The 14,919-nt window shown below is 45.3% G+C and carries 13 protein-coding genes; 10 read left to right on the top strand and 3 right to left on the bottom strand.

The window, feature by feature from the left end:
• Window positions 1-15: 15 nt before the first annotated feature.
• Entirely contained in the window at window positions 16-1,146 is a 1,131-nt protein-coding gene (flhB, locus tag ACQEXS_RS03290; protein WP_427012836.1) for a flagellar biosynthesis protein FlhB, read from the top strand.
• A gap of 32 nt (window positions 1,147-1,178) precedes the next feature.
• Here the strand turns inward: flhB and smrB are convergent, their stop codons facing one another.
• On the bottom strand, window positions 1,179-1,709 hold the full coding sequence (gene smrB / locus ACQEXS_RS03285; RefSeq protein WP_427012835.1) for an endonuclease SmrB: 531 nt from the start codon (window positions 1,707-1,709) through the stop codon (window positions 1,179-1,181).
• 61 nt (window positions 1,710-1,770) lie between these two features.
• On the opposite strand from smrB, the gene prmB reads away from it, so the two are divergent.
• On the top strand, window positions 1,771-2,703 hold the full coding sequence (gene prmB / locus ACQEXS_RS03280) for a 50S ribosomal protein L3 N(5)-glutamine methyltransferase (protein ID WP_427012834.1): 933 nt from the start codon (window positions 1,771-1,773) through the stop codon (window positions 2,701-2,703).
• A 185-nt stretch (window positions 2,704-2,888) separates the two neighbouring features.
• Window positions 2,889-3,974, top strand: coding sequence for a chorismate synthase (gene aroC, locus ACQEXS_RS03275; RefSeq protein ID WP_427012833.1), 1,086 nt, complete (start codon window positions 2,889-2,891; stop codon window positions 3,972-3,974).
• Between the two features lie 85 nt (window positions 3,975-4,059).
• Here the strand turns inward: aroC and ACQEXS_RS03270 are convergent, their stop codons facing one another.
• Window positions 4,060-4,683, bottom strand: coding sequence for a trimeric intracellular cation channel family protein (locus ACQEXS_RS03270; RefSeq protein WP_367986928.1), 624 nt, complete (start codon window positions 4,681-4,683; stop codon window positions 4,060-4,062).
• Window positions 4,684-4,884: 201 nt separating this feature from the next.
• On the opposite strand from ACQEXS_RS03270, the gene ACQEXS_RS03265 reads away from it, so the two are divergent.
• The 3 genes from ACQEXS_RS03265 (at window position 4,885) to ACQEXS_RS03255 (ending at window position 6,330) form a co-directional block, all read left to right on the top strand.
• On the top strand, window positions 4,885-5,415 hold the full coding sequence (locus ACQEXS_RS03265) for an elongation factor P hydroxylase (protein ID WP_427011697.1): 531 nt from the start codon (window positions 4,885-4,887) through the stop codon (window positions 5,413-5,415).
• Between the two features lie 11 nt (window positions 5,416-5,426).
• Window positions 5,427-5,690, top strand: a complete 264-nt coding sequence (locus tag ACQEXS_RS03260) for a YfcL family protein (protein ID WP_367986926.1) — start codon at window positions 5,427-5,429, stop codon at window positions 5,688-5,690.
• A 115-nt stretch (window positions 5,691-5,805) separates the two neighbouring features.
• On the top strand, window positions 5,806-6,330 hold the full coding sequence (locus ACQEXS_RS03255) for an NADPH-dependent FMN reductase (RefSeq protein WP_427012832.1): 525 nt from the start codon (window positions 5,806-5,808) through the stop codon (window positions 6,328-6,330).
• 45 nt (window positions 6,331-6,375) lie between these two features.
• On the opposite strand, the gene mnmC is transcribed toward ACQEXS_RS03255, so the two are convergent.
• Window positions 6,376-8,397, bottom strand: coding sequence for a bifunctional tRNA (5-methylaminomethyl-2-thiouridine)(34)-methyltransferase MnmD/FAD-dependent 5-carboxymethylaminomethyl-2-thiouridine(34) oxidoreductase MnmC (mnmC, locus tag ACQEXS_RS03250; RefSeq protein ID WP_427012831.1), 2,022 nt, complete (start codon window positions 8,395-8,397; stop codon window positions 6,376-6,378).
• Window positions 8,398-8,618: 221 nt separating this feature from the next.
• Between mnmC and fabB the strand changes: the two genes are divergently transcribed.
• From fabB to ACQEXS_RS03230, 4 genes are all read left to right on the top strand, one after another.
• Complete coding sequence (gene fabB, locus ACQEXS_RS03245) at window positions 8,619-9,830, top strand: beta-ketoacyl-ACP synthase I (protein ID WP_427011699.1); 1,212 nt, start codon at window positions 8,619-8,621, stop codon at window positions 9,828-9,830.
• 247 nt (window positions 9,831-10,077) lie between these two features.
• Window positions 10,078-11,208: a 4-phosphoerythronate dehydrogenase gene (locus tag ACQEXS_RS03240; RefSeq protein ID WP_427012830.1), complete on the top strand. Its 1,131-nt coding sequence runs from the start codon at window positions 10,078-10,080 to the stop codon at window positions 11,206-11,208.
• On the top strand, window positions 11,208-12,221 hold the full coding sequence (locus ACQEXS_RS03235; protein ID WP_367986921.1) for an aspartate-semialdehyde dehydrogenase: 1,014 nt from the start codon (window positions 11,208-11,210) through the stop codon (window positions 12,219-12,221). The genes ACQEXS_RS03240 and ACQEXS_RS03235 overlap by 1 nt, the downstream gene beginning before the upstream one ends.
• A gap of 208 nt (window positions 12,222-12,429) precedes the next feature.
• The coding region (locus ACQEXS_RS03230; RefSeq protein WP_427012829.1) for a FimV/HubP family polar landmark protein at window positions 12,430-14,919 on the top strand (2,490 nt) is incomplete at its 3' end.

Below are 14,919 nucleotides of genomic sequence, written 5' to 3'. Positions count from 1 at the left end.
TGGCGGAGGACTGATTTGGCAGAGTCAGACGGTCAAGAACGCACCGAAGATGCCACGCCCAGGCGCTTGCAACAGGCTCGTGAAAAAGGGCAGGTTGCAAGGTCTAAAGAATTGGCATCGGTGTCGGTATTAGTGATAGGCGCGGTCGCCCTGATGTGGTTTGGCGAGGGGTTAGCTCGTGGGCTATTTACGGTGATGGGGCGCTTGTTCGATCTCAGCCGAGAAGAAGTGTTTGATCAAGCTAAGCTGTTTGATATTGCATTGGGGTCGTTGACCAGCTTAATACTTCCGCTATTACTCATTCTTTTGACCTTATTCATTGCCGCTCTTATTGGTGCTGCTGGGGTCGGTGGGATCAGTTTTTCCGCTCAGGCTGCAATGCCAAAGCTGTCCAAGATGAACCCTCTTAGTGGCATCAAACGGATGTTTGGTTTGCAAAGTTGGGTTGAGCTACTGAAGTCGATTTTAAAAGTGGCACTGGTTTCAGGTGTTGCGTTTTATTTGATCAATGCAGCGAAAGCAGATTTGTTCCAGCTCAGCATGGATGTGTATCCACAAAATATTTTTCATGCACTCGACATCTTACTAAACTTTGTTTTGCTCATTAGTTGCTCGCTACTCATTGTAGTTGCTATCGATATTCCATTTCAGATTTGGCAGCACGCAGACCAACTGAAAATGACGAAACAAGAAGTTAAAGACGAATACAAAGAAACGGAAGGTAAGCCCGAGGTTAAAGGTCGTATTCGTATGCTCCAGCGTGAAGCGGCGCAGCGTCGGATGATGGCGGAAGTTCCGCAGGCCGATGTGATTGTGACTAACCCAGAGCATTTCTCAGTAGCACTGCGTTATAAGCAAGATAAAGATCGTGCGCCTATTGTTGTTGCGAAAGGCACCGACCATATGGCATTAAAAATTCGTGAAATCGCCCGCGAGCATGATATTTATGTTGTTCCGGCTCCTCCATTGGCTCGTGCGCTATACCATACAACAGAGCTTGAGCAGGAAATCCCAGATGGTTTGTTTACTGCGGTGGCGCAGATTTTGGCTTATGTTTTCCAACTTAAGCAATACCGAAAACGGGGCGGTCAACGCCCGAACCTCAAAACATCCGATTTACCCATTCCACCAGAACTCAGACATTAAAAAGGAGCCATTCGGCTCCTTTTTTGTCTACATTACTTCTCTGGAATGGAGAGTAGAACGAGTAATGCGCCATCTCCGCCAAATTCGAGTGGCGCTTGGTGAAAGGCCATCACATCAGGGTGCTGTGCTAACCAGAGTGGGGCTTTTTGTTTGAGAATATGTTTACCAATACCATGCTGAACACAGGCACAGTGGACATTATTTTTTACACAATACGCAATCATCGCGCCGAGCTCCCGCTTAGCTTCTTGCTGCGTCATTCCGTGCATATCTAAGAAAACATCCGGTACATAAACACCACGGCGTAGACGTTTAACCTCATAAGTTGATACGTCATCACGGGCATAGCGAGTTGGGCCTTCCTCATTTAAAAGTGGCATAAACTCATCAGAGAAATAAAACTCTGTATCACTGGCTTCACGGGCCGTACGGGTGATTTCTTTTTGCTTAGTATTTCTTTTTGGTTGCTGGACTATGGTATCCTGTTGCAACTTTTTTACGCCTTGTACTGCATCCTTAAAAAGGGCGAAGTCATCATCTAGGTCGGTGTCTTTCTTGCTCATAAGGTTATAACTACGTATTTCGATACAACTAGCAGTATTGTAGCGCTTTTCGGAGGCAATTTTGGATAAGATTTTTGTAGAAGAAGCAGTTTCAGAGCTTCATACGCTTCAGGACATGATTCGTTGGACGGTTAGCCGCTTTAATGCCGCTAATTTGTTTTATGGTCATGGTACTGATAATGCGTGGGATGAAGCGGTACAACTCATTTTGCCAACCCTTTATTTACCGATTGATGTGCCTCCGCATGTACTCAATTCTCGTTTGACGACAAGCGAACGCCTTCGCATTGTTGAGCGTGTCGTGAAACGCATCAACGATCGTACGCCAACGTCATACTTAACCAACAAAGCGTGGTTCTGTGGCCTTGAATTCTTTGTGGATGAGCGCGTATTGGTGCCTCGTTCACCAATTGGTGAGCTGATCCAGAATGAATTTCAACCTTGGTTGGTAGAAGAGCCTGTTCGTATTATGGATCTATGTACGGGTTCTGGTTGTATCGCAATTGCTTGTGCACACGCATTCCCTGACGCAGAAGTAGACGCGATCGATATCTCAACCGACGCTCTTCAAGTTGCTGAGCAAAACGTACAAGACCACGGTATGGAGCAGCAAGTGTTCCCAATCCGTTCTGACTTGTTCCGTGATTTACCAAAAGAGAAATACAACCTGATCGTGTCTAACCCACCTTACGTGGACGAAGAAGACATGAACAGCCTACCAGACGAATTCACGCACGAGCCTGAGTTAGGCCTTGCTGCTGGTACTGACGGTCTAAAACTGGTTCGTCGTATTCTAGCAAACGCGCCAGACTACCTAACGGATAGCGGTATTCTTGTATGTGAAGTTGGTAACTCAATGGTTCACATGATGGAACAGTACCCACAAATTCCATTCACTTGGATTGAGTTCGAGAACGGCGGTCATGGCGTATTCATGCTAACGCGTGACCAGCTGGTTGAATGTGCAGAAGAGTTCAAACTGTACAAAGACTAATTGAATCACTAATAAATGATGAGAACACCGAGCCTTTTGCTCGGTGTTTTTTTATGCGCTTTTCCTCTCGATTAAGTGATTATTTACTCTTTACATCAAAACATAATAAAGCCACTATGATTCTACGAAGAACTGGAAAGCAGTTACGCTCAAGGAGAGCGTGGCGACAATAATTTGAGGAAGTAATGGCAGGAAACAGTATCGGACAACATTTTCGAGTGACTACATTCGGAGAAAGTCACGGTATCGCACTAGGATGTATCGTAGACGGATGCCCTCCAGGTCTAGAAATTACAGAAGCGGACCTACAAACGGATCTCGACCGTCGCCGTCCTGGCACGTCACGTTACACCACCCAACGTCGTGAACCGGACGAAGTAAAAATACTTTCTGGCGTATTTGAAGGTAAAACCACAGGTACTTCAATTGGTCTGTTGATCGAAAACACCGATCAACGTTCTAAAGACTACTCAGACATCAAAGACAAGTTCCGCCCAGGACACGCTGATTATACCTACCACCAAAAATACGGTATCCGTGATTATCGCGGTGGCGGTCGTTCGTCTGCTCGTGAAACAGCAATGCGTGTGGCTGCGGGTGCAATTGCTAAGAAATACCTAAAAGACGAGTTTGGTGTTGAAATACGTGCTTACTTGTCACAAATGGGTGATGTTTCCATCGATAAAGTCGATTGGAATGAAATCGAGAATAACGCGTTCTTCTGCCCAGATGCGGACAAAGTCGAAGCGTTTGATCAGCTTATCCGTGACCTGAAAAAACAAGGCGACTCTATTGGCGCTAAAATTCAGGTTGTGGCAACCAACGTGCCAGTTGGTCTTGGTGAGCCAGTCTTTGACCGTTTGGATGCAGATATCGCGCATGCATTAATGAGCATCAACGCGGTGAAAGGTGTGGAAATCGGTGACGGCTTTGATGTCGTGAACCAAAAAGGCAGCGAGCACCGTGACCCGCTTTCTCCAGAAGGCTTTGGTAGTAATCATGCCGGCGGTATTCTGGGTGGTATTTCAACAGGTCAAGACATCGTTGCAAACATCGCACTGAAGCCAACATCAAGCATTACTGTACCGGGTGAAACCATCACTAAAGACGGTGAGCCAACTCAGCTGATCACTAAAGGTCGTCACGACCCATGTGTGGGTATTCGCGCCGTACCTATCGCAGAAGCGATGCTGGCAATTGTAGTGATGGATCACTTGTTGCGTCATCGTGGTCAAAACCATGGCGTAACAACAGAAACACCAAAGATTTAAGCTTGATTCTTTGCTTGATAAGAATATAAAAGGCTGCTCAATGAGCAGCCTTTTTCATACATTTCTAGTTACGCTTTGACTCTAACTAGTGAATCGAACTTTCTGTTTCCAAGTGGAATGAAGGCAAACGCCATTTAAAGCGCACTGCTGCCATGCGTAGTGTATAACCAGTCACTAGGGTAATGATAGTTGCCGTTACGTCTGGTACGTTGAATTCAAGCAGGGCAAGATATAAGCCGGAAGCAATAAGCGCGACAGAAGCATAAAGCTCTTCATGCAAAACAAGTGGTGTTTGACGACAAATCAAATCACGTAATAGACCACCAAATACACCAGTCACCAATGCAGATACCATACAGATACCCGGGTGCAAGCCCATGCCGATTGCTACTTTGGTCCCGATGATACTAAATACAATAAGGCCAAGTGCATCTAAGCGAATGAACAAGCCTTTAAACTTGATCACCCACTTGGCGAGTCCTGTTGTAAGTACCCCAGCCAAGCAAGTAATGGCGAGAAATTCTGGGTTCTTTACCCAACCTAGTGGGTAATGCCCAAGTAAAATATCACGTACGGTACCACCACCAATGGCAGTGGCACTCGCGACCAACATTACACCAAACCAATCCATTTTTCTTCGGCCAGCGCTTAATGCGCCAGTCATAGCTTCCGCTGTAATTCCAATAATATAGAGAACACTCAACAACATAGCGAAACCCGTACTAATCTGGAGGACGATAAAATAAGGCGTGAGTGTAGTAGGAAAACCCACAGCTGACGAATGAGATTTTGTATTTACGAAAACGTTTTTCACATAATTAAATCTAATAGCAGCACATGATTTGTAGGTTTACCTCAAAGTTAAAAAAAGCGAAAATGCGAGCGCACGTAAAAACTCTACAAGAAATATATGACGCACCAATACCAAGATCTGATCTCGATTTTTAATAAGACTTTTTTTGATGAATTTAATACTCGCCTCGAGTTGGGCGGTGATGAACCGATCTACCTGCCAGCAGATGAGAAAGTACCCTATCATCGCATTATTTTTGCCAGAGGCTTTTATGCGTCGGCATTACATGAGATTGCTCACTGGTGTGTAGCAGGGCCAAAGCGTCGGTTGCTAGAAGATTTTGGGTATTGGTATGAGCCGGATGGACGCACAGCGGCGGTTCAGGCTGAGTTTGAGAAAGTTGAGATTCGTCCTCAAGCCTATGAGTGGATCTTGGCAACAAGTGCTGGGTTTCCTTTTACTGTCAGTTGTGACAATCTACACGGCGATTTTGAGCCCGATCGTTTGGCTTTTATGGCAAAAGTTCATCAAGAAGTGATGGATATATTACAAAAAGGCATCCCACCAAGAGTGAAAATGCTGGCTGACGCTTTAGCGCAGTTTTACACCACTAAGGCTTTAGAGCCGAGCGACTTTATCGTTAAGTAAAAGAGATCAGAATGATTATCGAATTTGAAGAAAAACTATTAGAGCTAATTGATGCACGTATTGAGACAGCTTCAGACGACGAACTGTTTGCTGGAGGCTATTTACGTGGTCATATTTCTCTGTCAGCCGCCGCTTGTGAGGAAGAAGGGGTAAATGATATTGGTGAACTCACCAATCGAATAGAACAAAGCTTAGAAGGCGCTCGCTCTGAGTTAACACCTGCAGATCGTACTATTGTGAATGACCTCTGGAAAACACTACTTAGTCAGGCGTAATGAGCCATTGAAAGATATTCGAAAAATTTGAATGACTCTGTATCCGTTTTGTAATTGTTGCGCTTTAACCTGTGGGATATTCTTATCTCAACTAAGAAGAACAGAGGGTTAAAACATGAAAATCGTCGCTTTTGGAGCATCAACCAGCTCAACATCGATCAATAAGGCATTGGCAACTTACAGCGCAGGGTTGGTCGAAAATGCTGAAGTAACAGTACTGGATATCAATAATTACAACGTACCTATGTTCAGCGAAGACACTGAAAAAGAGATTGGTCAGGCTGAAGGCGCACAGGCATTTTTACGTGATTTATCTGAAGCAGATGCATTTGTCATCTCATTTGCAGAGCACAACGGTCACTTCCCAGCAGCATATAAAAACCTATTTGATTGGGCGAGTCGTATTGAGCGTGCTGTATTTCAGGATAAACCAGCTGTTTACTTAGCGACATCTCCCGGTCCTGGTGGCGCTCAAACGGTATTAGCTGCCGCTACTAATTCTGCGCCTTATTTTGGTGGCAATGTTAAAGCGTCAGTTTCTGTACCAAGTTTCTACGATAACTTCGACTTTGAGACTGGTGAAATCACAAATGCTGGTATTATGAATGAAATCAAGGCAGCGGTTGCACAGCTAGTCTAATTGATTACTCAAAAAAACGCCTCGTAACTACGAGGCGTTTTTTTATTAAAGCTCAGTGATGGCTTTTCCTTTCCTCAATTTCCTTACCCACATTCGGCTCGGATGCAGCTCTTCCAAAACATCAACAGGCAACGGTAATGGATCTCCACAAATTTGTGATGCGAGTACTTCGGCTAAAAGGGGAGCAGAGCTTAAACCTCGAGAACCAAGCCCTAACATACAGAATAGATTTGGATAAACTGGTGCTTTGGCAGCATTCTCTTCTGTTTGTGTTGGCAAGTCTTGATAGGCATGCTTAGTGGCTTCGAAGTCGCCTACATGACCAATAAAGGGTAAATGGTCTCGGCTGACACAACGAACGCCTTGTCTTGCATGGTTTTCACTGGTGTCTACTTCACTTGGCCAATCTTGATCAGATATGCATTTACTCAGTTTTAAACCATTTTCTTTCTGAGCTGCAGGGTCAAATTTGGTATCGATATTTTCTCGATCGTAGCTTGCTCCAATGCAATGGTGGCCATTGTTTGGATTCACCGGGGTCATATAACCGTCGTAACAAAGGACCGTTTTCAGTTTTTGCAAAGAATCGGTGGTTGGAATATGACTAACTTGGCCTTTTACTTGCCCCAGAGGAATGGCTCGAGTTTGTGTTAATTTAGCGAATTCGTGGCCATTGGCAACAATAACAATCGAGTGCTGAAAAGTGCCTTGTTCCGTATGAACGGCCCATTTGCTTTCATTTTCATGCCAAGTAAGTTTATTGACCTGATGGTTGAACTTCGCGCTAAAAGAATCGCTTTGCTCAAGGTTATTCAATATACCTTGGGTTAACTGAGCCGGACATAACCAACCGCCAAGTGGATAATGAACGCTTGATGTGCTGATAGGTAAACCAATCTTTTCAGTGGTTTGCTGTGCGTTCAGTTTATGGATCAGTGCTTCAGAAAGGCCGCTTTCAAGCATGCGGTTAAGCTTGGTTTCCGCTTTTTCATCCCACATTAATTGGGTAACACCACACCAGCTGTGATCAAATGAAATAGATTGAGCTGCCATCTGTTCAACAAATTGACGCGCATATAGGAATGCAGGGGCAAAGACACGTGACACACCAGTGTGGGAGCCATTGATCAATGGATAAACGGCGCCTTGACGATTACCTGAAGCACCTTGAGCTGCTTCTGAATCTTTACAATACAGGGTTACCTTTTGACCACGACGAATAAGGGCTTTCGCGAGCGTTGCACTAGCAATACCGCCGCCGATAATGGCGATGTCATCAGAAGCAGTGGCCGATTCTCGTGCAAACCAAGGCTTATGATTGGTGAAACCTTTTAGATTTGAAAGGGTTCCTGCTATCATTTCGCGCTTGGTGCCAAAGCCTTTTACTTTCTTCATGTCAAAGCCGGCTTCTATTAAGCCTCGGCGAACAAAACCAGCGGCAGTAAAGGTGGCACAATGACAGTTCTGTTTCGCTAGCATTGCCATGCCATCAAACAGATTTTGATTCCACATTTCAGGGTTTTTACTTGGTGCAAAGCCGTCAAGAAACCACGTATCGATAAGCCCACTCTCAGTGGTAGGGACTTTTGGCATACAATCTTTGATGTCACCAAACCAAAGGTCGAGCGTTACTGCGCCATCGGCTAAGACAATACGATGACATTCTGGCACCGCAATCGGGTAATGCTTTTGCAACTGCTCAGCATATGTCTTCAGTTCTGGCCATGCTTGATGAGCTTTTATTAAGTCATCTTTACTTAAGGGGTACTTCTCAAAGCTAATAAAATGGAGCTCTTTTAATGGCGCATCTGGGTTTTGCTGTCTAAAGTCATCAAACCACTGCCATACGGCAAGAAAATTGAGTCCTGTACCAAAACCGGTTTCACCGATTGTAAAGCGACGTTGATCAAAATCATTCCATCGATGGGGCAGTTGGTTTTGATGCAGGAAAACATAGCGGGTCTCTTCGAGCCCATTTACGTTAGAGAAATAGACGTCATCAAATTGGTCTGAAACGGGGGTACCAGCTTCATTCCAGTCGAGCTGAGCGTTAGTGATTGAAGTCATAATGTCAGAAATGTGCGATATAAGGCGGTAAACTAATAGGGATTGTACGGATTTCTGGGAAAGCTGACCACTTTTGATGGTCAACTTCGTTATTATTCAGAGCGTGTTAATGCTGCCAGATAGTATATGCTGCATAATTGAGCGCTCTGAAACTGACAACCGCTCAAACCATGTCATCATCATGGTAGCGATACAATTTTTTGATTTATAGGAATTGCATAATGAAACGAGTCGTCATCACCGGTATGGGTATCGTATCGAGTATCGGTAACAACGTCGAAGAAGTACTAGCGTCTCTTAAAGCAGGTAAATCTGGTATTACTGCATCTGAGCAGTTTAAAGAGCAAGGTCTACGTTCTCAGGTGTGGGGCGATCTAAAAATCAACCCAGCTGAACACATCGATCGTAAGCAAATGCGCTTTATGGGTGATGCAGCGGCGTACGCATTCCTGTCAATGCAGCAAGCAATTGAAGATGCTGGTCTAACTGAGGACCAAGTTTCAAATGAGCGCACAGGTATTGTTGCTGGTTCTGGTGGTGCATCGGCACTAAACCAAACCATTGCAACAGATACAATGCGTGCAAAAGGTGTAAAACGTGTAGGTCCATACATGGTACCTCGTACTATGTCTTCAACGGTTTCTGCTTGTTTGGCTACGCCATTCAAAATCCGTGGCGTGAACTACTCAATGAGTTCAGCTTGTGCAACGTCAGCACACTGTATTGGCCATGCGATGGAGCTTATTCAACTTGGTAAACAAGACGTTGTCTTTGCTGGTGGTGGTGAAGAGCTAGATTGGTCTCAAACTATGATGTTTGATGCGATGGGCGCACTATCAACGAAATACAATGAGACTCCAGAAAAAGCTTCTCGTACCTACGATGCAGACCGTGACGGTTTTGTCATCTCTGGTGGTGGCGGCATGCTAGTTATCGAAGAGCTTGAGCACGCTCTAGCTCGTGGCGCAAAAATCTATGGTGAGATCGTAGGTTACGGTGCGACATCTGATGGCTACGATATGGTAGCGCCATCTGGTGAAGGTGCTGTACGTTGTATGAAGATGGCAATGCAAGACGTTGACGGTGTGGATTACGTGAACACTCATGGCACTTCAACACCGGTTGGTGACGTTAAAGAGCTGGGCGCGATCCAAGAAGTATTTGGTGGTAACAGCCCAGCAATTTCTGCAACGAAAGCAATGACTGGCCACGCACTAGGTGCGGCTGGTGTACATGAAGCGATTTACTCAACGCTTATGTTGCACCACAGCTTTATTGCACCAAGCATCAACGTAGCAAACTTGGATGAAGCGGCTCAAGGTCTAGACATCGTGACAGAAACTCGCGAAGCAGAATTGAACACCGTTATGTCAAACAGCTTTGGTTTTGGTGGTACTAACGCAACACTCGTTATTAAGAAGTACCAAGGCTAATAACTGTATTTGCCTGTTGGCAAAACCAGTTTCCAGAGCTTGACCGACTTAATCGGTCGAACAGACGCAGACTCTGTCCCATGGAGAGCGGGACAGGATCCTTTTGTTCTGGAACGTTGCCCGGCTATATGCCGGGCATTTTTCTTTCTGCGAAAAGGAATGAGAGGAAAACTTATCTTTCCCTCGACACGTCACGGCCTTTTCTGCACAATCTCACTCTATTTAGTCATACGCTGAACCTACCGATATGAAAATCCTTATTGATGAAAACATGCCATATGCAGAATCTCTATTCAGCCAATTAGGCGAAGTGATTCTAAAGCCGGGTCGAACGTTGACGGCTGATGATTTAATTGATGTTGATGCGCTAATGATTCGCTCCGTCACGAAAGTGAATGCAGACCTTATTGCAAAGGCTAACAAGCTTAAGTTTGTCGGTACGGCTACTGCAGGTATGGATCACGTCGATCAAGCCTTACTGAGTGAAAAAGGCATTTTCTTCACAGCAGCACCGGGCTGTAACAAAGTGGGTGTTGCAGAGTATGTATTCAGTGTCATGATGGTTCTGGCGCAGCAACATGGCTTCTCTGTGTTCGATAAGACGGTTGGAATTATTGGCGCAGGTCAAGTTGGCAGTTATTTAGAGCAATGCTTGAAAGGCATTGGCATCAATGTGTTGATTAATGACCCTCCTAAAGAGGCGCAAGGGGATAGCCGCTCATTTACGCCACTCACTGAGCTACTTGAGCGTTCAGATATTATTACCTTGCATACGCCAATCACACGCGATGGCGATCATCCAACTCATCATCTTATTGATGAGCAAGTATTGAATGGGTTTCGTGAGGATCAAATTCTCATTAATGCCGCCCGTGGTCCTGTGGTTGATAACGATGCGCTCAAGCAACGTTTGTTGAAGCAAGATGGTTTTATTGCTGCGCTTGATGTCTTCGAGTTTGAACCAGAAGTTGATATGGAGCTTCTGCCTCTGTTAGCATTCGCCACCCCTCATGTCGCGGGCTACGGCCTTGAGGGCAAAGCGCGTGGCACGACCATGATCTTTAATAGCTACTGCGAATTTTTAGGTAAACCGCTCGCTGCCATGGCGAGCGAGTTATTACCCGTGGCTCCAGTCCCAGAGCTAACGCTGAATAGAGCGTGGGATGAGGCGACTTTGCATAACTTGACGCAAATCATCTACGATGTGCGTAAGGATGATGCGTTGTTCCGTCGTGAAATCCATAACTCTGGCGCGTTTGACATGATGCGTAAACAATATTGGGACAGACGAGAGTACAGTTCTGTGAGACTATATGGCGACCAACACTGTAATCTTGAACCATTGGAAAAATTAGGTTTTCAAATTGAGGTAAGTTAATGAGCCAACAATTTAATGTTGCTGTATTGGGCGCGACCGGTGCTGTCGGTGAAACCATCATCGAAGTTCTTCAAGAACGTAAGTTTCCAGTCGGCGAAATTTATCTGCTAGCCAGTGAACGCAGTGAAGGAAAGACTTACCGTTTCAATGGTAAAACAATACAAGTACAAAATGTCGAAGACTTTGATTGGTCACAAGCGCACATTGGTTTGTTTTCTGCTGGTGGTTCACTCTCTGAGAAGTGGGCTCCGATTGCAGCTGATGCAGGCGTGGTTGTGATCGACAATACGTCCCACTACCGTTACGAGTATGATGTTCCTTTGGTTGTTCCTGAAGTAAACCCAGAAGCCATTGCTGAGTTTCGTAACCGCAATATTATTGCGAATCCAAACTGTTCAACCATTCAAATGCTTGTTGCACTTAAACCGATCCATGATGCAGTGGGCATTGACCGCATTAACGTATCGACCTATCAATCTGTTGCAGGTGCGGGTAAAGCGGGGATTGATGAATTAGCAGGGCAAACAGCAAAATTACTGAACGGCATTCCTGCTGAGCCAGAACAGTTTGCACAACAGATTGCGTTCAACTGTATCCCGCAGATCGATCAGTTTATGGACAATGGCTACACCAAAGAAGAAATGAAAATGGTGTGGGAAACTCAAAAAATCTTTAATGATCCTTCGATTACCGTGAACCCAACGTGCGTCCGTGTTCCAGTATTCTATGGTCATGCAGAAGCGGTACATATTGAAACGCGAGCACCAATTGACGCTCAGGAAGTGATTCAATTGTTAGAGCAGACTGATGGGGTTGAAGTGTTCCACGGACAAGATTTCCCAACTCAAGTTCGTGATGCTGGTGGTAAAGATCACGTGATGGTTGGTCGTATCCGTAATGACATCAGCCACCATAGCGGTATTAACCTATGGGTTGTGGCAGATAATGTGCGCAAAGGTGCAGCTACAAACGCGGTTCAAATTGCAGAAGTTCTGATCCGAGATTACTACTAAAGTCCAATTTATAAGCAGTGAAAGCCCCAGCATGCTGGGGCTTTTTTATTCGCACGCACATTCACATTGCCATTTTTGTGTGAGATTACTGCGATTATTGTGTTTGACACACATTTTTTGTCTCGGCTTCTATAGTTTTGAGCGATTTATCCGATATATTTAACAGATCAACACATTTTAATTTTTTGAGCACATAGCTGAGCCTTATATGCGTCGACTTTTAAAGCGTCTCCTTTTGCCTGTAGCAATGGTAGCCGTGACTCAAACTTCAATCGTTAGTGCAGAAAGCATTCGCCTAAAAGGACCAAATGGTGAGATCCAGTCCTCGCCACAGTATTCCGAATCGTTTTCCAGAAATTCTGCATCGCAAAGTGAACCCTCCCGTTTTTACGGTCCAACTACCGGGCGTGAAACGTTGTGGAGTATTGCCTCTCGTTTGCGCCCGTCAAACAATGTCACGGTTCAGCAAACGCTATTAGCTATCTTTCAGCTCAACCCGCAAGCTTTTGACCAGCAAAATATTCATGAATTGATTCCAGGAAGTACACTACGCGTGCCTTCCTTGGCTCAGGTGCGCAGCGTATCAACGGAAGAAGCTGTCCGTGTTATGACAGTGCACCAAGCACGCTTGGATGGAGCAAGCCGCCCAAGCGCGCGTCCACAGCCAAAAGTAAATACACAACAAGCAAGTAAACCTACTTCTCCTGCGGTAAAACCTGCTGAGACCCCAAAAGTCACAGTGACGACTTCTTCGAAACAGGATGATATGAAAGATATCGCTAAATCGGAGAACAAAACACAAGTTAAGGTGTTAGAAAAGCAGCTAGAAAACTCGGAAACGGAATTGTCCGCTCTGGAAGAGAAGAATCATCGTTTGCGCTTAATGCTGGCGCAGGTGCAGTCCGAAGTGGACGTACTGAAAGATGAGTTGGGTGATGAATCTCGTATTCGCACTGAAGTTGAAAAACTCTTGGATGCTGAAAGACAGCGTCTTGCGGAAGAACAAAAAATGGCACCGACAGCCATGGATCAGCTGCTTGGTAATACATGGCTTGTGGCTGCTTTGGCGATAATTCCAGGCTTATTGATTGGCCTTATTATTGTCATGTTGTTAGGTCGTCGTTCTACTAAACCTGAAGATGTACAGCCAGAGGTTCAGCCGCAGCCTGAAGTCGCTCCAATCATCCCACCCGAAGCGATGAACAATGAAGAAGTCGAAGATGATTTGTTACTAGACGATGATTTGTTCGGCGATTCCGAAGAGTCTGAGCCAGAGTTATTTGGCGATGAGACTGAACTGGAAGGTGAAGACGGTGAGCCAGACGTGTTTGCTGATTTGGATGATAGCGACCTCGACTTCAATCTGGAAGGTGAGGATGGTGAAGATCCATTCGCAGGCATTGGCGAAGATGGTGACTTAGATGCTGAGCTAGCGGATCTGGACGGTAGCAACAGTGGTATTAGCGTCAATAGCGAAGACAAAGCGCTTGGCCTCGAAGAAATGGAGCGCGCGCTAGATGAAGTTGTTATTGAAGATGACGCCGAGCTTGAAGGGTTCGACTTATCGGATGAAAGCTCTCTTTCCCAAGATGATTTTGATTCATTATTGGAAGGTGATGAAGAGACAGAAGAATTAGGTAGTGATGGGTTGGACCAATCACTTCTCGATGATCTTCTTAACGACATTGATGAGGGCCCCGAAGAGCAGGGTAGTCAAGGCTTCGAGACGGTACTTGATGAAAGTGAGGATGATTTTGACTTAAGTACTGAAGAGCCAGCAGCGTTGAGTGAAGATAATCTGGCTTCTGATGAAGAGTTGGACGACCTATTTGCACAAGTTGAAGCCCAGGCTGACCTAGAAAAACTTGAAGCAGAATCCATCGATGAGACAGCGCTTCTTGATGAGCTTCTAGATGAGGAAAGCGTCGAATTAAGCACTGATAGCTCAGATTTACTTGATGAACTTATCGATGAAAATAGCATCGATGATAGTGACCATCATGTTGAGCTCAATGAAGACAGTATTGACTTGCTGGATGAGCTTCTTGAAGAAGCTTCTGAAAGCGAATCCGAAGAGTTGAATCAAGATTCAACTGAGATGCTGGATGAATTGTTAGAAAGCGGCCAGACAGAACAAGATAAAGTTTCTGTTGATGACGACAGCACTGAGCTATTGGATGAGCTACTTGGTGAGCCAGAAGCTGAAGCGACTGAGTCAAATGACACTCAAGAAGACTATGGTGATGAAGGTACCGATCTGTTTGAAGAACTATTAGAGATCGAAAAACAAGCACAATCTGAAGAACCAGAACCAGAACCAGAACCAGAACCAGAACCAGAACCAGAACCAGAACCAGAACCAGAACCAGAACTCGACTTCGATGCTCTGATGGATGAGCAAGCTGAAGAAGAAAACGATGAACACGATGATGAGCTCTTAGCTGAAAGTGAAGCATCTCAGGATGAGTCTGAGAAAGAGTTTTCAAGTAATGATTTCATTGATGACATGCTTAATGTGGCACCGGAAGCGGATCCATTGCTTGATGAGCTGAATTTTGATGATCTCAAAGAATCAGACGAAGCACTTGCATCAGAGCAACGTACGGATAGTGTTCTTGCAAAGCCAGAGCCAGAGCCAGAGCCAGAGCCAGAGCCAGAGCCAGAGCCAGAGCCAGAGCCAGAGCCAGAGCCAGAGCCA

The organism is Vibrio sp. TRT 17S01, from assembly GCF_050113695.1.
GTDB lineage: Bacteria > Pseudomonadota > Gammaproteobacteria > Enterobacterales > Vibrionaceae > Vibrio.
This window is presented reverse-complemented; position numbering and strand designations above follow the sequence as displayed.